This is a genomic window from Bradyrhizobium sp. 1200_D9_N1_1 (assembly GCF_052075915.1).
Lineage (GTDB): Bacteria > Pseudomonadota > Alphaproteobacteria > Rhizobiales > Xanthobacteraceae > Bradyrhizobium > Bradyrhizobium diazoefficiens.
Genome location: NZ_CP197226.1, coordinates 6,847,442 through 6,869,230 on the forward strand (window position 1 = coordinate 6,847,442; position 21,789 = coordinate 6,869,230).

The 21,789-nt window shown below is 64.3% G+C and carries 18 protein-coding genes; 8 read left to right on the forward strand and 10 right to left on the reverse strand.

Going from position 1 to position 21,789, the window contains the following annotated elements:
- The first annotated feature begins 4 nt into the window (after positions 1-4).
- The 6 genes from AB5K84_RS32780 to AB5K84_RS32805 are packed head-to-tail and all read left to right on the forward strand — an operon-like array spanning position 5 to position 6,204.
- Positions 5-715 carry a DUF1028 domain-containing protein gene (locus AB5K84_RS32780; RefSeq protein ID WP_011085655.1) on the forward strand — a complete coding sequence of 237 codons (711 nt, stop codon included), beginning with the start codon at positions 5-7 and terminating at the stop codon, positions 713-715.
- Positions 712-1,701 (forward strand): ABC transporter ATP-binding protein, encoded by a 990-nt coding sequence (locus AB5K84_RS32785; RefSeq protein ID WP_011085654.1) that lies wholly within the window; start codon positions 712-714, stop codon positions 1,699-1,701. The genes AB5K84_RS32780 and AB5K84_RS32785 overlap by 4 nt, the downstream gene beginning before the upstream one ends.
- Positions 1,701-2,801 (forward strand): ABC transporter ATP-binding protein, encoded by a 1,101-nt coding sequence (locus AB5K84_RS32790; RefSeq protein WP_039184056.1) that lies wholly within the window; start codon positions 1,701-1,703, stop codon positions 2,799-2,801. Before AB5K84_RS32785 ends, AB5K84_RS32790 begins: the two co-directional genes overlap by 1 nt.
- 23 nt (positions 2,802-2,824) lie before the next feature.
- Positions 2,825-4,336, forward strand: coding sequence for an ABC transporter substrate-binding protein (locus AB5K84_RS32795; protein WP_038965798.1), 1,512 nt, complete (start codon positions 2,825-2,827; stop codon positions 4,334-4,336).
- 31 nt (positions 4,337-4,367) lie between these two features.
- Positions 4,368-5,309, forward strand: coding sequence for an ABC transporter permease (locus tag AB5K84_RS32800; protein ID WP_011085651.1), 942 nt, complete (start codon positions 4,368-4,370; stop codon positions 5,307-5,309).
- Positions 5,310-5,313: 4 nt separating this feature from the next.
- The gene (locus tag AB5K84_RS32805; RefSeq protein WP_011085650.1) at positions 5,314-6,204 is read left to right on the forward strand and encodes an ABC transporter permease; all 891 of its coding nucleotides are present in this window, start codon (positions 5,314-5,316) and stop codon (positions 6,202-6,204) included.
- Between the two features lie 48 nt (positions 6,205-6,252).
- Here AB5K84_RS32805 and cnbZ read toward each other — a convergent pair whose 3' ends face one another.
- The 9 genes from cnbZ to AB5K84_RS32850 form a co-directional block, all read right to left on the reverse strand.
- Positions 6,253-6,999: a 2-amino-5-chloromuconate deaminase CnbZ gene (gene cnbZ / locus AB5K84_RS32810; RefSeq protein WP_011085649.1), complete on the reverse strand. Its 747-nt coding sequence runs from the start codon at positions 6,997-6,999 to the stop codon at positions 6,253-6,255.
- Between the two features lie 9 nt (positions 7,000-7,008).
- Positions 7,009-8,256, reverse strand: a complete 1,248-nt coding sequence (locus tag AB5K84_RS32815; RefSeq protein WP_011085648.1) for an adenylate/guanylate cyclase domain-containing protein — start codon at positions 8,254-8,256, stop codon at positions 7,009-7,011.
- On the reverse strand, positions 8,253-8,642 hold the full coding sequence (locus tag AB5K84_RS32820) for a response regulator (protein WP_011085647.1): 390 nt from the start codon (positions 8,640-8,642) through the stop codon (positions 8,253-8,255). The genes AB5K84_RS32815 and AB5K84_RS32820 overlap by 4 nt, the downstream gene beginning before the upstream one ends.
- Positions 8,639-11,221, reverse strand: a complete 2,583-nt coding sequence (locus AB5K84_RS32825) for a sensor histidine kinase (protein ID WP_011085646.1) — start codon at positions 11,219-11,221, stop codon at positions 8,639-8,641. Before AB5K84_RS32825 ends, AB5K84_RS32820 begins: the two co-directional genes overlap by 4 nt.
- 160 nt (positions 11,222-11,381) lie before the next feature.
- A complete protein-coding gene (locus AB5K84_RS32830; RefSeq protein ID WP_011085645.1) occupies positions 11,382-14,477 on the reverse strand; it encodes a MexW/MexI family multidrug efflux RND transporter permease subunit in 3,096 nt (1,031 codons plus the stop codon).
- A gap of 73 nt (positions 14,478-14,550) precedes the next feature.
- Positions 14,551-15,741, reverse strand: a complete 1,191-nt coding sequence (locus AB5K84_RS32835) for an efflux RND transporter periplasmic adaptor subunit (protein WP_028172437.1) — start codon at positions 15,739-15,741, stop codon at positions 14,551-14,553.
- 1 nt (position 15,742) lies between these two features.
- Positions 15,743-16,444 carry a TetR/AcrR family transcriptional regulator gene (locus AB5K84_RS32840; RefSeq protein ID WP_162185826.1) on the reverse strand — a complete coding sequence of 234 codons (702 nt, stop codon included), beginning with the start codon at positions 16,442-16,444 and terminating at the stop codon, positions 15,743-15,745.
- 137 nt (positions 16,445-16,581) lie between these two features.
- Positions 16,582-17,172: a thiamine pyrophosphate-dependent enzyme gene (locus tag AB5K84_RS32845; protein ID WP_011085642.1), complete on the reverse strand. Its 591-nt coding sequence runs from the start codon at positions 17,170-17,172 to the stop codon at positions 16,582-16,584.
- A complete protein-coding gene (locus AB5K84_RS32850) occupies positions 17,169-17,711 on the reverse strand; it encodes a phosphonopyruvate decarboxylase (protein WP_028172439.1) in 543 nt (180 codons plus the stop codon). The genes AB5K84_RS32845 and AB5K84_RS32850 overlap by 4 nt, the downstream gene beginning before the upstream one ends.
- Before the next feature lie 105 nt (positions 17,712-17,816).
- On the opposite strand from AB5K84_RS32850, the gene AB5K84_RS32855 reads away from it, so the two are divergent.
- Positions 17,817-19,049, forward strand: coding sequence for a cytochrome P450 (locus AB5K84_RS32855; RefSeq protein WP_011085640.1), 1,233 nt, complete (start codon positions 17,817-17,819; stop codon positions 19,047-19,049).
- A gap of 194 nt (positions 19,050-19,243) precedes the next feature.
- Positions 19,244-20,458, forward strand: coding sequence for an ornithine--oxo-acid transaminase (gene rocD, locus AB5K84_RS32860; protein WP_028172441.1), 1,215 nt, complete (start codon positions 19,244-19,246; stop codon positions 20,456-20,458).
- A gap of 293 nt (positions 20,459-20,751) precedes the next feature.
- On the opposite strand, the gene AB5K84_RS32865 is transcribed toward rocD, so the two are convergent.
- Entirely contained in the window at positions 20,752-21,705 is a 954-nt protein-coding gene (locus AB5K84_RS32865) for a hypothetical protein (protein ID WP_011085638.1), read from the reverse strand.
- Positions 21,706-21,789: the final 84 nt, after the last annotated feature.

The following is a 21,789-nucleotide window of genomic DNA, read 5'->3' on the forward strand; positions in this document are numbered from 1 at the left end:
GAATATGACCTGGTCGATCATCGCACGCGATCCTGCCACCGGCCAGTTCGGCATCGCGGTTGCGACCCGCTTCTTCGCCGTCGGCGCGCGCGTGCCCTATATCGCCGCCGGCCTCGGCGCGATCGCAACCCAGGCCTTCGTGAATCCCTATTACGGCATCGACGGCGTCAAGCTCTTGCGTGAAGGCTTGAACGCGCATGACGTACTCGCCAGCCTGCTCGCGACCGACGACGGGCGCGAAAGCCGCCAGATCCACATCATGGACGCGAGCGGCGAGATTGCTGCGCACACCGGGCGCGACTGCGTCGACTGGTGCGGCCACATCGCGGGCAGCGGCTTCTCCATCGCCGGCAACATGCTCGCGGGTGCCGACGTGCTCGACGAGACCGCCAAGACCTACATCGCCAATGACAGCCTGCCCTTCCCGCGCCGCCTGCTCGCGGCGATGCGCGCGGGCGAAGCCGCCGGCGGCGACAAACGCGGCAAGCAGTCTGCTGCGCTCCTGATCCACGGCGAGGAGGAATGGCCGGCGCTGGACATTCGCGCCGACGACCATTCCGATCCGCTCGGCGAGCTCGAGCGGCTCGAACGGGTCAGCCACGAGCTCTGGGTGCATTTCCGCAACTCCATGCCGACGCGGCAGAACCCGGCCGGCAACACCGATCGCAGCGTCATCGACGCGAGCATCGCCGCGGCCCGTGCAAGACAATCATGAGCACAAGCCCTCTCATCGAGATCAAGGATCTGCGCATCCGCTTCCACGGCGACGATGGCCGCGTCACCCATGCGGTGGACAGTGTAGATCTCAGCGTCGCCAATGGCGCGACGCTCGGCCTCGTCGGCGAATCCGGCTGCGGCAAGAGCGTGACGTCGCTCGCGATCATGGGATTGCTGCCGAAGCAAAGCACGGAGATATCGGGCGCGATCCGCTTCGACGGCTTCGATTTGCTGAAGACCCCGGACCAGACCTTGCGCGACCTCCGCGGCAACCGGCTCGCGATGATCTTCCAGGAGCCGATGACCTCGCTCAACCCGAGCTTCACCATCGGCGACCAGATCATCGAGACCATCCTGCGCCATCGCGGCGGCTCGCGGCGCAGCGCTCGGGAGCGCGCGATCGAGCTGTTGCGCCGCGTCCACATCCCCTCGCCCGAACGGCGCGTCGACGAATATCCGCACAAGCTTTCCGGCGGCATGCGCCAGCGCGTGATGATCGCGATGGCCCTGGCCTGCGACCCCCGCCTCCTGATCGCGGACGAGCCGACCACCGCGCTCGACGTCACCCTGCAGGCGCAGATACTTGAACTGATGCGCGAGTTGAAGGCGGCGAGCGGTGCGGCGATCATCCTGATCACGCACGACCTCGGCGTGGTCGCCGAGGTCTGCGACGAGGTCGCGGTGATGTATGCCGGCGAGATCGTCGAGCGCGCGCCGGTGGATGAATTGTTCGCCGCCCCGCAGCATCCCTACACCGTCGGCCTGCTCGGCTCGATCCCGCGGCTCGACCACCGTGCCGAGCAGCTCGCGACGATCGAAGGCATGGTCCCGAACATGGCGCAACCGCCCGCCGGATGCCGCTTCGCCGCACGGTGCCCCTTCGTTCTCGACGCCTGCACCAGGGCGCCGCCGCCGCTCGTGGAAATCGGCCCGGGTCACCTCTCGCGCTGCATCCGCGCGCCGCTCGAACTTCTGGTGTCGTGATGGCGCTCCTCGAGGTCGAAGGTCTGGTCAAGCATTTCGTCGCCGAGCGCTCGCTGTTCGGCCGGGCGCTCGCGCATGTCAAGGCGGTCGATGGCGTCAGCTTCTCGCTCGAGGCCGGCAAGACGCTGGCCCTGGTCGGCGAATCCGGTTGCGGCAAATCCACCGTCAGCCGTCTGGTGCTGCGGCTGATCGAGCCGGATGCGGGCACGATCCGTTTCGGTGGCCGCGACCTGCTCTCGCTCGACGCCGGAGCGCTCCGCGCGTTCCGCCGCGAAGCGCAGATCATCTTCCAGGATCCCTACGCCTCGCTCAATCCGCGCATGACGGTCGGCCAGATCCTGACCGAGCCGCTGGCGCTGCACGATCTCGTCCCACCCGCACGGCGACGCGAACGGGTCGCGGAAATCCTGCGGCTGGTCGGGCTGGAGCCGCGGCTCGAGCGACGCTATCCGCACGAATTCTCCGGCGGCCAGCGCCAGCGCATCGCCATTGCCCGTGCGCTCGCGGTCGAACCAAAATTGATCATCTGCGACGAGCCGGTCTCAGCGCTCGACGTCTCGATCCGCTCGCAGATCCTCAACCTCCTGCGCGAGCTCCAGGACCGGCTCGGCCTTGCCTACATTTTCGTCTCGCATGACCTCGCCGTGGTCAAGCACATCGCCGACCACGTCGCGGTGATGAATCTCGGCCAGATCGTCGAGACCGCGGAGGCGGATGCGCTGTTTGCCGCGCCCCGGCACCCCTATAGTCGCGCGCTGCTGTCCGCGATTCCCGTGCCTAAACCGCGGGCAAAGAGCAGCCGGATTGTGCTCCAGGGGGAGATCCCCAGCGCGCTGAATCCGCCGCCGGGATGCCGCTTCCACACCCGCTGTCCCTATGTCGTGGACCGCTGCCGCAGCGAAATGCCTCAGCTTGTCTCGGATGGCATCGGACATGCAACAGCTTGCCACCGAACGTCGGAACTGCCGTCCTCCGCGGCCATCGTCCCCATGGATGGCGGCTTCTCGCCGGTTCTTGAAAAATTGGTTGCCGCCTTCAGCGGCGGTCCGGAAGCAGCACGCGGCGGCGGGGTTAGTTCATTGGGGACGGACCCCGCATAGCCGTGAAACAGAGGTCGAGAGCGATGAGCTTTATGCGTTTGACAATCCTGGCGTCGGCCTTGCTGACGTCGCTCGTGGGCACGGCCCAGGCTCAGACCACGCTTCGCATCGGGATCGCCGAAGACCCCGACATCCTCGATCCCAGCATCGGCCGCACCTATGTCGGCCGCATCGTATTCTCCGCGTTCTGCGACAAGCTGTTCGACATCGACGAGAAGCTCAACATCGTGCCGCAGCTCGCGCTGTCTCACGAGACGTCGGCCGACGGCAAGGAGATGACGATCAAGCTCCGGCCAGGCGTCAAATTCCACGATGGCGAGCCGCTGGACGCGGAAGCGGCAAAATTCTCGATCGAACGTCACATGACGCTGCCGGCCTCGTTCCGGAAGTCCGAGCTCGCCAGCGTCGACCATGTCGAGGTCGTCGATCCCCTGACCATCAAGCTGGTGCTCAAGACGCCGTACTCGCCCCTGATCGCCCAGCTCACCGACCGCTCCGGCATGATGGTCTCGCCCAAGGCGGCGAAGGAGGCCGGTGACAAGTTCGGCCTGCATCCGGTCTGCGCAGGTCCCTACAAGTTCGTCGAGCGCGTGCAGCAGGATCGCATGGTGTTCGAGAAGTTCGCCGACTACTGGAACAAGGACAACATCCATATCGATCGCGTCGTATTCCTGCCGATCGTCGATGCCACAGTGCGCCTTGCCAACCTCAAGTCCGGCGGGCTCGATCTGATCGAGCGCGTGCTCGCCACCGACATCAAGGACGTCCGCGCCGATCCCAAGCTGGTGCTGTCGACGGCTCCCGAGCTCGGCTATCAGGGCCTGACCATCAACATCGGAAACGACAAGACCAAGGGGCCACTCAGCCAATCGGCGAAGGTGCGCCAGGCACTCAGCCTGTCGATCGATCGCGAGGCCATCAACCAGGTCGTATTCAACGGCGAGTTCACGCCGGGCAATCAATGGGTCAGCCCGACGCATCCATACTATCAGAAGGCTTTCCCCATTCCGGGTCGCGACATCGCCAAGGCCAAGGCGCTGTTGAAGGAAGCCGGTGTCAGCCTGCCCGTCACCGTCGACTACATGGTACCAAAGGGCACCGAGTACGAGGCCGTCGCCCAGGTCGTGCAGTCCATGGCCGCCGAGGCAGGCTTCGACATCAAGGTCCGCGTCGTCGAATTCGCGACCACCTTCAAGCAGGCGCAGGCCGGCGAGTTCCAGGTGTTCCAGATCAACTGGAGCGGACGCATCGACCCGGACGGCAATTCCTACATCTTCATGCGCAGCAAGGCGCCGCAGAACGACGGCGTGTACTCGAACCCCGAGGCCGACAAGCTGATGGAAGAGGGACGGGCCACATCGAATGTCGAGGAGCGCAAGGCGATCTACGCCAAATTGACCAAGATCCTGCTCGACGACCTGCCGATCATCTACATCTATCATCGCACGCTCCTGATCGCGCATACGAAGAAGCTCGAGGGCTACCGGCAGATGCCTGATGGCCTCGTGCGCGTGGTCGGGTTGAAGTTCAAGTGATCGCGACATCACCCGGGAAACGCGTGGGGCCATGCTGAACTTCCTCGCCCACCGCATCGCGCAGATCGTGCCGACACTGTTCTTCGTGTCGGTGCTGATCTTTTCGCTCCAGCAATTGCTGCCCGGCGATCCGGCGCTGGTGATGGCCGGCGAGGAACGCGATCCCGCCGCGATCGAGCAGATCCGGCAGCAGTACAAGCTCGATCGGCCGATCCCCGTGCAATATGTCTACTGGCTCAAGGGAGTCCTCACCGGCAATTTCGGCGAGTCCTTGCGCAACAAGATGCCGGTGCGCGAGCTGATCGCGCAGAAGCTGCCGGTGACGCTCCAGCTCGGCTCGATGGCGATCCTGATCGCGTTCTTGATCGGCATTCCCGCCGGCATCGTCTCCGCAGTGAAGAAGGGCACGGCCTGGGACTATGGCGCGAATTTGTTTGCGCTGTGGGGCATCTCGACGCCGAATTTCTGGCTCGGGATCCTGCTGATCTTCCTGTTCTCGATCAAGCTCGGCTGGCTGCCGGCCTCGGGCTACGTGCCGCTGACCGAGGACTGGCGCGCGAGCCTAGCCGCCACCATCATGCCCGCCTTCGTGCTCGGCAACGCGATTTCCGCGATCCTGATGCGGCACACCCGCAGTGCCATGCTCCAGGTGCTGGAAAGCGACTATGTCCGCACGGCGCGTGCGAAGGGATTGTCGGAGCGCTCCGTCATCCTCAAGCATGCGATGCGCAATGCGCTGACGCCGATCATCACGCTCGGCGCGCTCGAGCTCGGCACACTGTTGTCGGGTGCCGTGCTGACGGAGCAGATCTTCTCCATTCCCGGCTTCGGCAAGCTGATCGTGGACGCCGTCTTCAACCGCGACTACGCGGTCGTGCAGGGCGTCGTGCTGGTGACGGCCACGGTCTACATCACCCTCAACCTCGTTGCCGACGTCGCCTATATTCTCGTCAATCCGCGGCTGCGGGGCTAGCGCCATGACCGATGCCGCATTGCCCGCCGCCCCCTCCGCCGCGCACGCGTCCGAACTAGACGGCCCGGCGCGCCGCGCACGGCGGCGGTTGTTCAAGCGCAAGGCCGCCGTATTCGGACTCGTCGTGATCACGGCGTTCATCCTGCTTGCGGCGCTTGCTCCTCTCATCGTCCCCTACGATCCCATCGCGACGAGCTGGAGCCTGGTACGCAAGCCGCCGACCGCGGTGCACTGGTTCGGCACCGACGAGCTCGGCCGCGACATCCTCAGCCGCGTCGTCTACGGCGCGCGCGCCTCCCTGCTCGCGGGCCTGATCTCGGTCGCGATCGCGCTCGGCGTCGGCGTGCCGCTCGGCCTGCTTGCCGGCTATCGCGGCGGATTTGTCGATGCGCTGATCAGCCGGATCACGGACGCGATGCTGGCCTGCCCGTTCCTGATCCTGGCGATCGCGCTGGCCGCGTTTCTCGGTCCGAGCCTTGGCAATGCGATGATCGCGATCGGCATCTCGGCGACCCCGATCTTCATCCGCCTGACCCGCGGCCAGGTGCTGAGCGTCAAGGCCGAGGATTATGTCGAGGCCGCGCGCGCGCTCGGCAACCCCGGCTGGCGGATCGCGTTCTCGCACATCCTGCCCAACATCCTGCCGGCGCTGCTGGTGCAGGCGACGCTGTCGATCGCCGCCGCCATCATCGCCGAGGCGGCGCTCTCGTTCCTTGGCCTTGGTCAGCAGCCGCCGGCACCGTCCTGGGGCAGCATGCTCAACGCGGCGCAGCGCTTCCTGACCCAGGCGCCCTGGATGGCGATCTGGCCGGGGCTTGCGATCTTCCTCGTGGTGCTGTCGCTGAACCTGCTGGGCGACGGCCTGCGCGACGCGCTCGATCCAAGGCAGCGATAAAGCTAGCTCCTCTCCCCGACGGGGAGAGGTAAAGATCAACCGCCAGCGCTAGATCACTGCCTCGCGCATCACGCGGCGGCAATCCATCTCGTATTCGAGATCGACCACCGGCGGGCGGGCATAATGCCAGGTCAGGCCGGAGCGCAGCGCGCCGCGGCGGACCAGTTCGTCGACCAGCGCGTGGTGGAAGTCATGCACGGAATAGGCCTGCACGCCGGTGGTGTCCTTCCAGCCGAAGCCGAAGGCCGCCATCCGGTTTTCCATCTGCGAGGTGGTGGTGAACCGTACCTTCTCGCGCAGCCCCTCCGGGCTAAGGTCGCGGTAGCGCACCGTGCGCTCGACATAAGTTCCGCTGCCCTCGCGTGCTTCGGCACCGCCAGCGATCACGAAGCTCGGCGCCTTCGACCGCGTCGGGCGCGTGAAGGAGAACGCGTAAAACGATGGCTCGGTCGGCGGATCGATCTCGGGACAGACATTGCTGCGCGCCACCGGATTGGTGGTGCCGTCGAAGATGCCCCATTCGGATAGCGTCTTCACATAGTGCAGGTTGAACGCACGAAAGCCCTCCTCGCTGAAGGCGGCCGGTGAGCGCAACTCGCAGGCGCAGAACGCCGTCAGCGGACGTCCGGCTTCCTGGATGAATTTCGCCGCGAGCGCAAAGCCCTCGGCAAGCGGCACCAGGCGATCGAGCCGGACGCGCTCGATCTCATAGCCGTCATCCGCGGCCGCGCCGGCCGAATACTGGAACACGGATGGAATGAAACGATAATTGCCCGCAGAGAACTCACGCGTCATGACGAACTCCTATTCCAGTTGCATGCGAATGCCCTTGGCGCCGTTGAGCAGGCGCCTCAGGTGAAAACCGGCCAGCGCATCGTCGGCGTGCATCCCGACCAGCGCGGCAAAAGCCGGCATGGCGGCTGCGTCGCCGGCCTCCATCTTGGCGAAGGCTTCGGAGTACCGCGTTGTCGCCGCCGACTCGAATTTCGCCGTTGCCAGCGGTTCGAACGCACGCAGGGGTTCGCTGCGTCCGCGCAGCATCAGGTCACCGACGGGACGGCCATGGAAATTTGCGGCCCCCTCGGCGATGCTGGCACTGACGCAGATGCGTGTTCCCAGATGCTTGTTCGCAGCCTCCAGACGCGCCGCGATATTGATGGAGTCGCCATAGGCGGTGTAATCGAAGAAACGATTGCCGCCGAAATTGCCGACCAGCGCCGGGCCCGCATGGGCGCCGATGCGGGTCGCCCCGAAATTGACGCCTCTCGCCTTCCAGCGCGCGGAGAAATCCTCCGCCCAGGCATCGAGATCATGCGCACAGGCGACCGCGCGCGTCGCATAGTCCAGCTGGTCGCCAGGCGCGTTGAACAGCACCTGAATCGCATCGCCGATGATTTTGGCGACCGTCCCCTCATGCGCGAAGACGATCTCGGTCATGCCGCCGACATACTCGTTGAGGAGCTCGCCGAGCGTCTGCGGGGCCGCGCTCTCGACCAGCGACGTGAAGCCGGTGATGTCGGTGAAGAGGGTGGCGACATCGCGCCACTGCACCTCCATGCTGCCTTCGACATCCGCTGCCAGGCGCCTTGCGATCTCCGGCGAGAAGAAGCGCGACAGTGAGGCATGGGCGCGCTCGGCTTCCATCTGGCGCCGCCGCACCTCGCGCAGCATCTCCACGTGACCGATGGTCTTCTGGATCGTGGCCTCCAGATCGGCGAAGTCGATCGGCTTGGTCAGGAAGTCGAACGCGCCGCGGTTCATGGCGATGCGGATGTTGCTCATGTCGCCATAGGCGGAGACGATGATGGTCGACTTCTTGTCCTCGGCCTCCTGGAGCTTCGCCAGCAGCGACAGCCCGTCCATCCGCGGCATGTTGATATCGGAGACCACCATGTCGACATGCGGATTCTGCTCAAGTGCCTGCAGCGCCTCGAGGCCGTCGCGGGCGAACATGAGGGTGAGCAGCCCATCGCGAATCTGCCTGCGAAACTTTTGCAGGATCAGCGCCTCGAGATCCGGCTCGTCGTCGACGAAGAGGATGGTGGCAGTCATGCGGCTTGCTCGAGCCTCGTGTCGATCTCCTGGCGCAGCAGCGCAAAGTCGATCGGCTTGGTCAGGAGCGCGTGGGCGCCTCGCTCGATCGCCTTTCTGCGCGTCTCGGCGTCGCCATAGGCGGTGATCATGATGACGGGAACGTGCGGATAGTCGGCGCGCACCTTCGGCAGCATGTCGAGCCCGCTCATGCCGGGCATGTTGACGTCCGACAGAATCAGGATCAGCGAAGGATCGCGAACTTCGGCGGCACGCCTCAGCGCATCGGCCGCAGAGGGAGCAAATTCCATCTGGAAGCGGCCGGCGCGCAGGTCGCGCCGGAAGTGCTGCCTGAACAGCGGCTCGACGTCGGGCTCGTCATCGACGACCAGGATATAAACGTTCAAGTCTTGCCTCCGGCAGTGTCGCCCGCTGCCATCGTGCGCGGCAGCGTGATGATGAATTCGGTGAATATACCGGGCTCGGTCTTCACGTCGATCGTGCCGCCGTGCTGCTTCACGACGATGTCATGGCTCATGGACAGGCCGAGCCCGGTGCCCTCACCGGCCGGCTTGGTCGTGAAGAACGGATTGAATAATTTCTCTTTCACCTCGGGCGGAATCCCGGTGCCATTGTCGCGGATCCGGATCTCGACCGTGTCGCCGAGGCTCCTGGTTGCGGCGCTCAGGATCGGCTCAAAACTGTCCGCTACGCTCTCCTTGCGCTTGGCCGCGGCATAGAAGCCGTTCGAGATCAGGTTGAGGAAGACGCGCGTGATCTCCTGCGGATAGATGTCGACCAGGCCGGCGGCGGGGTCGAACGCGCGCTGGAGCGTGACGTTGAAGGCGGGCCTTTCGGCGCGCGCGCCGTGATAGGCGAGATTGAGGCTCTCCTCCATGACCGCATTGATATCGACGGGGCGATGTTCGCCGGAACCCTGGCGCGAGTGCACCAGCATGTTCCTGACGATGGAATCGGCGCGCTTGCCGTGCTGCACCACCTTCTCGAGATTGCCCCTGAGCATGGCGGTCAGCTCGTCAACTTCCGCCTTGGTCTTGCCGTCGAGCTTTGCCGCTTCGAGCACCTCGTTGAGCTCGTCGATCAGCTCGGTCGAAACCGACGAGAAATTGTTGACGAAGTTGAGCGGGTTCTTGATCTCGTGGGCGATGCCGGCGGTGAGCTGGCCGAGGGAGGCGAGCTTCTCGGTCTGGATCAGTCGGTCCTGCGCGGCGCGCAGATCATCGAGCGATCGCGACAGCTCTCTGGTGCGTTCCTGGACCTCCTCGAACAATCGGACATTCTCGATCGCGATGAGGGCCTGATCTGCAAATGTGGTGGCGAGTTCGATTTGCTTGTCGCTGAACGGCCGCACCATATGCCGCGTCAAGACAAACACGCCGATTGGCGTCCCCTCTCGCAGCAGAGGCACACCGAGCATCGTACGCACGTTTGAACGCCTTCGAGCGGACGAAGGCGCATATTCCGGGTCGGCCTGCACATCCGGGACATGAACCGTTTTGGCGTCGAGCAGCGTACGCCCGACCACACTTCCCCGCTCGGGTACGGAAGCGAATGTCCGAAGCTTGTTTTCCTGCTCCGCGTCAAGCCCGCAGCTTGCCGCCAAATAGAAGACGCCGTCGCTAGGCCGAAAGATCGTGCCTTCGTCCGCGTCACACAAGCGCGCCGCCGAGCCCACAAGGGTGTTCAACACGGTTTGCAGGTCGAACGCCGAACGGCTGATGACTTTCAGCACATCGGCGGTCGCCGTCTGCTGCTGCAACGACTCGCTCAATTCCGCGGTCCGCTGCTCGACCTTGTTTTCAAGGTCGGCATAGGATTCCTGCAAGCGCGCGCCCATCTCGTTGAACTGGTCGGCGAGCCCTTCGAGTTCGTCGCCGGTCCGGATCGCGATGCGCTGGGAGAAGTCGCCACCCCCGATCCGCTCGGCGCCGCTGCGCAGCGCCTGGATCGGTCCCACCATGCGGCGCGCGAGGAATATCCCCGCAAGCACCGCGAAGATCGACGCCGCGAGCAGCACGATCGCAAGCCGCTGCAACGAGGCATAGAGCGCGGCATAGGCCTCCTCGACCGGCAGCTCCACGAACATGGTCCAGTGCAGCGGCTCGATCGGGGCCGATGCGGTCAGCACCTTCCGCCCCTGGATGTTGCGCGCTTCAGGAAGCGGATCGGACATGGTGCCGCCTCCGGATTGCGCGGCGCGCACCTGCGCGAGCCCGGACATGTCGGTGTTGCGCAGGACCAGGCTGATATCGGGATGCGCGATCAGGCGCCCCTCCGGCCCGACCACGTAGGCGTTCCCGTGCTCGCCGACCTTGATCTGGGAGACGACGTCCCAGATCAGCTTCAGATTGACCTCGGCGATGCTGACGCCGGCTTCCTTGCGCGCGCCGGCCAGCGCCAGCGTCATGTAGGGCTCGGAGTCCCTGCGGAAATAGACCGGCCCGTAATAGACCTTGTGCGCGACCGCCTCGGTGAACTTTGGATCCCCCGACAGGTCGATCCCACTGTCGATCGCGTCCATCGCCAACCGCGAGACCCGCAACCGCTCCTTGCCGCTCGAATCCACCTGGGCGAGCTCGGTGATCCCTGGCACCTGACGCAGCAGCCGCAGCGCGTCGAACCGGCGCTGCTCGATCGAGCCCGCCGACCACGGCAGCTGCGTGGTCCAGCCGAGCTGGCTCTCGATCTCCTTGACGAACTGGCCGATCTTGGCGGCCGCCGCCTCGGCCTGCTCATGCTGGACCCGGATCAGCGAGGCCTTGTGCTCACGATAATAGAAGAAGACTTCGAACAGCCCGTTGGCGAGCAGCGCAACGGCGACGACGGCCACGAACAGCGCGACGTATTTGGTGAACAGCCGGGTCCTGATCCCCCGCCCCACCGCCTCGCCGGCCACGGCCCCATCCGGGGCCGCGCTCGGCAACGTCCTGGCTTGCGGGGCGTCGGGATGCAGGGAGAGGCTCATCTGGCGGAATCTAGCAAGAAGACGAGACGTTGTCTCTCGCGAGCGCGGCAAAGGGCCCGCCCGACGGCCGCGGTGGCCGCCGCATCAGCGTCGCCGGGCACAACAAAAAAGGGCGGCAGCGGATTGGCCGCTGCCGCCCTTTGCTTCGTTGCTTCCGGCCTCAGGTCGGCCGCAGCGCCTTGGCACCGAGGTCGAGCTCGTTGACCTGCTTGTTCCGCTCGGAATCGGCCGCCGCGCGATGGTCGGTCGCCAGCACCACGTAGACGGCGGGCAACACGAACAGCGTGAACAGCGTGCCGATCGACATGCCGGCAACGACGACCAGACCGATCGAGAAGCGGCTGGCGGCGCCCGCGCCGGTCGCGGTCAGGAGCGGGATCAGGCCCGTCACCATCGCGGCCGTGGTCATCAGGATCGGCCGCAGGCGGATGCGGGCCGACATCTCGATGGCAGAGCGGCGATCGAGCCGCTCGTTGACCTGGAGCTCGTTGGCGAACTCCACCATCAGGATGCCGTGCTTGGTGATCAGGCCGACCAGGGTGAGCAGACCGACCTGGGTGTAGATGTTCATGGTCGCCATGCCGAAGAACAGCGGGATCAACGCGCCGACGATCGCCATCGGCACCGAGATCATGATCACCAGCGGGTCACGCAAGCTCTCGAACTGGGCCGCCAGCACCAGGAAGATGATGATCAGCGCGAAGCCGAAGGTGATCGCGAGCTGGTTGCCTTCCTGCACATACTGCCTGGAGTCCGCGAGATAGTCGTGGCTGAAACCCTGGGGCAGCTTCTTGGCCTCGCCTTCGAGGAAGTCGACCGCAGCACCAACAGTCACGCCAGGCATCGGCACGGCCGAGAACGTCGCCGAATTGAGCTGGTTGTAGTGGGTCAGCGAGTTCGGGTCGGTCTTGGTCCTGATCGAGACCACGGTCGACAGCGGAAGCTGCTGGCCGGTATTGGTCGTCACATAGTAGCCGCCGAGCGATTCCGGCGACAGCCGATTGCCCCGGGGCACCTGCGGAATCACCTGGTAGGAGCGCCCCTCGAGATTGAAGCGGTTGACGTAATTGCCGCCAAGCAGCACCGCGAGCGTGCTGCCGAGGTTCTGCATGTTGATGCCAAGGTCCTGGGCCTTGGTACGGTCGATCGTGACCTGCACGTTCGGCTGGTTATAGGCGAGGTCGCTGTCGGAGACGATGAACATGCCGCTCTTGCGCGCGGCGTCCTTCAGCTTCTCCATCTGCTCATAGACCGTCTGGAATCCGGCGGTGGAGTTGATCACCATCTGCACCGGCAGGCCGCCGGGTCCGCCGGGCAGCGGCGGCAGGTTGAAGGCGAAAGCCTGCACGCCCTCGATCTTGGAGAGCTCGGCCTGCACCAAGGACTTCAACTGGATCGACGAACGCTTGCGCTCCTCCCACGGCTTCAGCAGCATGCCGGCGATGCCGCCCTGCGGACCGTTGATGCCGTTCAGCACGAAGCGCAGATCGGTCTCCGGGAACTTCTGGAATTTCTCGTCGAGCTTTTCGCCGTAGAAATCGACATAGTCGATATTGGCGTATTTCGGCGCCTTGGTCACCGCGAACACGATGCCCTGGTCTTCCTCCGGTGCCAGTTCCTTCGACGTGTGCATGTAGAGGAAGCCGACCAGCCCGAGGATCGTCACCGCGAACAGGCCGGTGATGGCCTTGTAGTCGAGCGAGCGATCGAGCCTGCGGCCATACCAGCGCGTCAGGGCGCCGAACACCTTGTTGACGGCCTTGGCGAAGCGGCCCTCTTCGGTGTTCTTGAGCAACACCGAGCACATCATCGGCGACAGCGTCAGCGCGATCACGCCTGACACGATCACCGAGCCTGCGAGCGTGAAGGCGAATTCGCGGAACAGCGAACCGGTGAGACCGCCGAGGAAGCCGATCGGCGCGTACACGGCCGCGAGCGTGATCGTCATCGAGACAACGGGACCGACGATTTCACGCGCGCCTTGCAGCGATGCCTGGACCGGCGTCTTCCCTTCCTCCAGATGGCGATGGATGTTCTCCACCACCACGATGGCGTCGTCGACCACGAGGCCGATCGCAAGCACCATCGCGAGCAGCGTCAAGAGGTTGAAGCTGAAGCCGAAAGCCAGCATCAGCGTGCAGACGCCGATCATCGACAGCGGAATGGTGACGACGGGAATGATGACCGAGCGGAGCGAGGCCAGGAACAGGAAGATCACCACGATCACGATGATCACGGCTTCGCCCAGCGTCTTCTCCACCTCGTCGATCGAGGACTGGATGAACTTGGTCGAGTCGTAGGCGACCTTCATCTTCATCGACGGCGGCAGATTGCGTTCCAGTTCGGGGAACAGCGCGCGCACGCCCTTGACCAGCGTCAGCGGATTGCCTTGCGGCGTCGCCTGCACACCGATGAAGATCGCATGCTCGCCGTTGAAGGCGACGCTCGCGTCCGTGCTCTGGGCTGCAAGCTCGACGGTGGCGATGTCCTCCATCCGCACGAAGCCGCCGTCCTTGGCCTTGACGATCATCTTCCTGAACTGATTGACGTCGGTCAGGCCGGTGTTCGTGGAAATGTTCGAGACGATCAGATAGCCCTTGGTCTGACCCGCCGCGGACTGGAAGTTGTTGGCGGCGATCGCGGCGGCAACATCCGCGGGCGACACGTTGCGGCCGGCCATCTTCACGGGATCGAGCCACAGCCGCATCGCAAAGGTCTGGCCGCCGAGAATGTCGGCCGAGGCCACGCCGTCGACGGTCGACAACACCGGCTGCACCACGCGCGTCAGATAGTCGGAGATCGCCGAGCCCGACAGCTCCTCGGAGGAGAAGCCGAGATACATCACGGCCGTGGTCTGGCCCGTGGTCTTGGTGACGATCGGGTCGTTCGACTCCTTCGGGATCAGGTATTTGACAGAGTTCGTCTTGGCCAGCACCTCGGTGAGCGCCTGGTTCGGATCGAAGTTCAGCTTGATGTAGACCTGGATCGTCGAGGTGCCGAGCACGGAGGACGAGGTGATGTAGTCAACGCCTTCGGCCGAGGCGACCGCCTGCTCGATCGGCGTGGTGATGAAGCCCTGGATCAGGTCCGCGGACGCGCCGGGATAGACGGTCGTGATGTTGATGACCGTGTTCGACAGCTTCGGATATTGCCGGATCGGCAGCACCATCGCCGCGCGCAGGCCGATCAGCAGGATCAGCAGACTGACGACGACCGACAGAACCGGACGCTTGATGAAAATATCGGTAAAGGCCATCGCGGCGATCTCGATTTCTTTTTCTTTAGAAAAGTGATCCGGCCGAGCCGGATCACTTAAGGGTGGCAAGGGGTCAGTAGCGCGGCGGCTGCGCCGGGATCTGCGGGGCCGGATCGGTCGAAATCGACACCGGCGCGCCCGATTGCAGCTTGAGCTGGCCAACGGCGACGACCTTGTCGCCCGGCTTCACACCCTTGATGATTTCGACGCGGCCTTCGACCCGGCTACCGGTCTGCACGAAAGTGCGCACCGCGGAGAGGCTGGTCTTGCCATCCTCTTCCTTCTTCTCGGTGATCACGAACACCGAGTCGCCGTACAGCGTGTAATCGACCGCCGTTTCCGGCACGGTGATCACCGCCGGCTTGTCCGGCAGCACCACCGTGGTGGTCACGAACATGCCGGGCTTCAGGATCTTGTCCGGATTGGCGACGGTCGCCTGCACGCGGATGTTGCGGGTGTCGGTCGCGATCTGCGGCTCGATCGTGGTGATCTTGGCGTCGAAGGTGCGGCCCGGATAGGCGTCAACCTTCAGCCGGACCGGCTGGCCGACCTTGAGGTTGCCCGAGTCCTTTTCCGTCACCGTGAAGTTGGCCCACAGCTCCGACAGATCGGTCAGCGACACGATCGCCGTGCCGGCCGTCAGATACTGGCCGACCTCGACCTTGCGCATGCCGAGATCGCCCGAGAATGGCGCGCGCACCAGCTTCTGCGAGATCAATGCCTCGGTCTTGGCGATGCCGGCCATCGCCTGGTCGTAGGCGGCCTGCGCGGTATCGACGGTCGCCTGCGGGCCGAACTGGCGCGAGGCGAGCTGCTTGGCACGATCGAGCGAGAGCTGCGCGACGGTCGCCTGCGCCTTGTAGTTGGCGAGGTCGCCCTGATCAGGCGCGTCGAACAGCTGCACCAGCGGCATGCCGGCTTCGACATGCGAACCCGGCTCGAACTTGATCTCGGTGACGCGGCCGTTGACGTCGGCGCTGACGTCGACCTGATGCACGGCGGCAAGCCCGCCGACCGCAGTCAGCAGGTTAGGCACCACCTCGGACTTCGCCTCGGCCGCACTGACCATGGTCGGCGGCGGCTTGTTGTTGGCGAAGAACTGCTTGATCATCTGGCCGCGGAAGTAATTGAACCAGACGAGGCCGCCAACGAGCGCGCCGAGCAGCGTGCCGATAATGACGAACCAGAGCACCGGCCGGACCGGACGCTTGGGAGCCTTGTCGATCGGTTCGCCCGAAATCTTGTGTTCGGTTACGATGTTCATGTCATGCGCTTTCTGCAATCGCCGTCTTGCCCGCATCCGCGGCCTGATCGCGGCCCAAATGCGAAGCAATTGCGGCGTCGTTAAGTCCGATACCTCTCAGGAGAAACTCACAGAGCTGGCGCTCCAGATCGTTCGCCTTGCCGTAAGCGAGACAGGGCGTGGCCGGCAGCCTGGTCAGTGCCGCCGTCATCAACGAATGATGCGCGAACCAGAACAGGTTGAGCGGATCGCCAGTGCAGGGCCGCGCGTCCCCGGCGGCAACCGCACGCTCGAGCGAGGCGACGAAGACCGCCCCGATCAGCTTCTCGATCTTGGCATATAGCAAACGCGCGAATTCGCCATCATCCAAATGACTCGTGGCCATCAGTCGCAGGCGCTGGGCCTCTTCCAGGTCCGGACCATCGGCGATGCGGAGGAAGTGCTGGACCATGCCGCGGATCAGCTCGACCATGGTGGCGGTGGATGGCTCCCGCTCCAGAAGATCCGTCAGCGCGGGATCGGCTTCGCATTCATCGCTGAGGATTTCAGCGTAGAGCGCCGCCTTGGAGGGGAAATGCTTGAACAGCAGGGCTTCGGAAATGGCAGCGGCGGCCGCCACGCTCTTGGTCGTGGTGCCGGTATAGCCGTGTCGGGCAAAGCAGCGCTTTGCGGCGCCGAGGATCAATTGACGCCTCAGGTCGCTCGTCATTCGCAGTGAGCTCATAGGATAGTGAGTAAGCACTCACCCACGCAAAAGTCAAGCATTATGCTGCATCGCAACCTTGAAGCGTTGTAATTTCAGTGGAAATTGCCCCGCCTGCACGGCGCACGTGCAGACGAGGTTCGCCGCGGGGAATGGACCTAGATCGGCTGGAAGCCGAGATCGCCGCGGATCCGGTTGACGATGTAGGTCCCGTCCCGGCTCGGCAAGATCCGCTCAAGGCTGGCGCTGTCGATCTTCACATTGGCAAATCGCGGGCCCGCCGAGACGTCGTGGACGGCTTTGGCAAAGGCCTCGACCTCGGCCATGGTCGAGATCGCGCGCGCGTCCCCGATGCCGCAGGCCCGGGCGACGCCGACGAGGTCGGCGGCCGCCGAGGTGTGGCTGGTCTGGCCGCCGGTCTCGCCATAAGCCTCGTTGTCGAGCACGACGATCGAGAGGTTGGACGGCTTCTGGAGCCCGATGGTGGCAAGGCTGCCCATGCCCATCAGCATCTCGCCGTCGCCGGTGATGACCAGCACCGGCAGTTTTGGCTGCGCCAAAGCCAGCCCAAGCCCGATCATCGCGGCGCCGCCCATGCCGCCCCAGAGATAGAAGTTGCGGGCGTGGTCGCCGGCCGCGCAGATGTCGTTGGTGGAGGCCCCGAGGCCGCCGATCGCAACCACGTCCTTGCGGTCCGCAAGCAGCGTCGAGACCACCTGGCGGCGGTCGAGGAGATTGGCCTTGCTCATTTGGTGAAGACCTTGGCGCCGATCAGGCGCTGCGACAACAGGACGGCGGTGGGCGTGAGCGCGTTATAGGCCTGCGCTGCGGCTGCCTCCATCACCGCCGGCACCTCGGCCGCACTGGAGGCGCGCAGCACCTTGACGCCGGAGAGCTCGAACACGCCCTGCGTGGTCGATCCCATCGGCACCTGCCACGGATTGAACTCGCCCCACTCGCCACGCATGGTCACCAGCGTGAGGAACGGAAAGCGCAGGATCGGGATCAGCGACAGCATGTTGATGCAATTGCCGACCCCGCTCGACTGCATCAGCAGGACGCCGCGCTGGCCGCCCGTCCAGGCGCCCGCGAGAAGCGCCACGCCCTCCTCCTCCGTCGTCAAGGGAATGCCGCGCATCGTGGAGGACCCCAGCACGCGCTGGATCAGCTTCGAATGGCCGGCATCGGGCACGTAAGGCACCTGCCGGACGTCGAAGCGTTGCAAGGTCGCGAAAATATCGTCCGGCCATGAAGGAGCCGTGTCGGCAGCATCCGTGCGTGCGTGCATTTTCCTGTCCGGTCGGCTAGCAAGGTGCGAAGACTGTAGACGCATGCTCGCGTCGACCAGAACAACAAAAACGGCATATCGGCCCTAACCGGCGAGTATAACGGGATGAACGCAGATGCGAAGGAGCTGGCGGCAAGCTTCGACCTCGAGAAGCTGACGCCGGAGTTCTACGACAACCCCTACCCGACCTATCGTGCACTGCGGGAGAACGAGCCGGTCAAGCGCCTGCCGAACGGCACCGTGTTCCTGACCCGCTATGACGACCTCGTCACCACCTACAAGAACACCAAGTCGTTCAGCTCCGACAAGAAGCGCGAGTTCGCGCCGAAATACGGCAACACCCCGCTCTACGAGCACCACACCACGAGCCTGGTCTTCAACGATCCGCCGGCACACACCCGCGTACGCCGCCTGATCATGGGGGCACTGTCGCCGCGGGCGATTGCAGGGATGGAGGCCGATCTCATCAAGCTGGTCGACGGCCTGCTCGACGCCATCGCTGCCAAAGGCAGCTGCGAGCTGATCGAGGACTTCGCCGCCTCGATCCCGATCGAGGTGATCGGCAATCTGCTCGACGTTCCCCATGACGAGCGCACGCCGCTGCGCGACTGGTCGCTGGCGATCCTCGGTGCCCTCGAACCGGTGGTGTCGCCTGAAGCGGCCGCGCGCGGCAACAAGGCGGTGAAGGACTTTCTCTCCTATCTCGAAACGCTGGTCGCGCGCCGGCGCGGCAAGCCCGGCAATCCCGAGCGCGACGTGCTGACGCGCCTGATCCAGGGAGAAGGTAACGGCGAGGAGAACGGCGAGCGGCTGACCGAGAAGGAACTGCTGCACAACTGCATCTTCCTGCTCAATGCCGGGCACGAGACCACCACCAACCTGATCGGCAACGGCCTCGTCGCGCTCGACCGTCATCCCGATCAGAAGCAGCGGCTGATCGACCACCCCGACATGATCAAGACGGCGGTGGAGGAGATGCTGCGCTACGAGAGTTCCAACCAGCTCGGCAACCGCATGACCACCGAACGGGTCGAGCTCGGCGGCGTCATGCTCGATGCCGGCACGTCGGTGACGCTGTGCATCGGGGCGGCCAACCGCGACCCCGCGCAGTTTCCCGACCCTGAAAGCTTCGACATCGCGCGGACGCCGAACCGGCACCTCGCCTTCGCCACCGGCGCGCATCAATGCGCCGGCATGGCGCTGGCGCGGCTCGAAGTCGCCATCGCGATCTCGCGCTTCCTGGCGCGCTTCCCGAACTACGCCGTGAACGGCCGGCCGGTGCGCGGCGGACGGGTGCGGTTCCGCGGCTTTTTGAGCGTGCCCTGCGCGATCGGCTGAGGCCTCGAAACAAAAATGTTGAAAACAACCCCATGCACAGTAGCGGAGGCTAACGGAAGATTGCCTCGGTGGATCCGCATAACCATTTGACAAAGGGAGGCAAACCAGCGGCTTCGCGCATCGCGCCGGGCTCGGACCGATTTGAGCGCGGTGCAGTCGGTTGACGCCGGCACGCAGCAATGGAGTGACGAAAGATGAGCTCGTCCGTCATTGATTACCTCGCAACGGAAACGCGCCTTGGCGCCCATAATTACGAGCCGATCGGGGTCGTCCTGTCGCGCGGCGAAGGTGTCTGGGTCTGGGATACCGACGGCAACCGTTATCTCGATTGCCTCTCGGCCTATTCCGCGGTCAGCCAGGGCCACTGCCACCCCAAGATTCTGGCGGCGATGGTGGAACAGGCACACCGGCTGACGCTGACCTCGCGCGCCTTCCACAACGACCAGCTCGCCCCGTTCTACGAGGAGATCGCTGCGCTGACCGGCTCCCACAAGGTGCTGCCGATGAACAGCGGCGCCGAGGCGGTCGAAAGCGCGATCAAGTCGGTGCGCAAATGGGGCTACGAGGTGAAAGGCGTGCCGGACGACCAGGCCGAGATCATCGTCTGCGCCGACAACTTCCACGGACGCACGCTGGGCATCGTCGGCTTCTCAACGGACCCTGAAACCCGCGGACACTTTGGACCGTTCGCGCCGGGCTTCAGGATCATCCCGTTCGGCGACGCCGCGGCACTCGAACAAGCGATCACGCCCAACACGGTCGCCTTTCTGGTCGAGCCGATCCAGGGCGAAGCCGGTGTCATCATTCCACCGGCCGGCTATTTCACCAAGGTGCGGGAGCTCTGCACGGCCAACAACGTCATGCTGGTGCTCGACGAGATCCAGACCGGACTCGGCCGCACCGGCAAGCTGCTCGCCGAACAGCACGAGGGAATCGAGGCGGACGTGACCCTGCTCGGCAAGGCCTTGTCCGGCGGCTTCTATCCCGTGTCGGCCGTGCTCTCGAACAACGAAGTGCTCGGGACATTGCGACCCGGGCAGCATGGCTCGACCTTCGGCGGCAACCCGCTGGCCTGCGCGGTGGCCCGCGCGGCGATGCGCGTGCTGGTCGAGGAAGGCATGATCGAGAACGCCGCCAGGCAGGGCGCGCGCCTTCTGGAAGGCTTGAAGGACATCCGCGCCAACACGGTCCGCGAGGTACGCGGGCGCGGCCTGATGCTGGCGGTCGAGCTGCATCCCGAGGCCGGCCGCGCGCGCCGCTACTGCGAGGCGCTCCAGGGCAAGGGCATCCTCGCCAAGGACACCCACGGGCACACGATCCGCATCGCCCCGCCGCTGGTGATCACCAGCGACGAGGTCGACTGGGCGCTGGAGCAGTTCGCCACGACGCTGACGCAGGATTTCTCCTGAAGCTGCCTACGTCGGAAGATCGCAATGCCGGCCGCGGCCAACAACGAGCCATTACGCCACCTGTGCGCTGAAAGTTGTGGGCGATTGCCAGGGCGCGTCCTCAGAAATCAAGCTTGATTGGTGCAGGCTTGCCCAATGTCCGTTGTACCCTGGTAGCGATCAAATTCCGCACCGCGGCCAGACGACGCGATGGGCCACTTCCGGTCTCATGCATCGCAGCAAATTGCGCCTCGTTGCGCAGCCAGGCAGCGACGGCGGCACGGTGAGGCCGTTGGCGGTTTTAAGACTGATGATCACCTCAGCGTTCGCGGCTTGCTGCTGTTTGATGATGGGACACCCGCTTGCCGTTCCTTCGCTTCGTAGTATTCAGCTGAAAACTTAATTGACCATCGCGCGAAGAACGAACGCAATTCCTGAGTGGGCTTTTCGACGCCGAAATGTTCGGCGACATGCGTCTCGCGCAGCCACCTCACCGCCGATGTGAGGCCGGCGGTGCGCTCGAGCCTCTCAACCGCCGCGATTCCGGCGATCTCTGCCTGCCGATAGCGAAAGCCGACCTTTCTGATCACATACACGCACTTGATGGTTTCGTAGCCCTTGAATACGAGCTGAACGAATGGATGTTTCTTGGCCTGCGGCCAGGCTGCCGGGTAGACCGGTAGCACCAAAAGCTTGCTCTTAGCTATGACGGTTGCGAGCGGATGCAAAAGTTGCATCCAAGCTGGCCAGGAGGTGACCTTGGAAAACAATACCGCGTGCATCGCCGTTGCAGCCCCGAAAGAGATCGGCAGCCAAAGTACCGCGCACAGGATCACGAGCAATGCGGTGTTCGGCGTGAGATGCCGGCATTCTCTGAACACCCATGCCATGCCGCCTTCAAACGCATCATGTACAGCTTGTTCGAACGCCCGATAGCTAATCTTCCGCCGGAACCACAACCAGTTCCGGCGAATCGATCTACTCCACTGTCGACGTTTCGCCTCGGATAGGAGAAGGAAGCGCAACGCGCCGTTTATGACGGTAACGATGACATCGCCAAGAACCTTGGCCGCGAAGAGCGGAAGCCAGACAATCTGCATTGCTAAAGGGAAGGCGTAGTCGAGCATCCGCATCAAGATCGAAAGAACGAAACGCAGGATCTTGTTTGTGGCGAGCGTGATAACAACAAGTGGGATGATAACCACATCGTCGGGGGCACCGCGGAAGCGGCTTTCCTCGGTCCATGCCGGGTGACGACCATCGGTCACGGTGCAACGTCCGGGCTGAAAAACCGGGGATCATGCCGGCTCAAATTAGCATATTGCAAGCTCAAGGGGGGCCTTGAGTAGTCA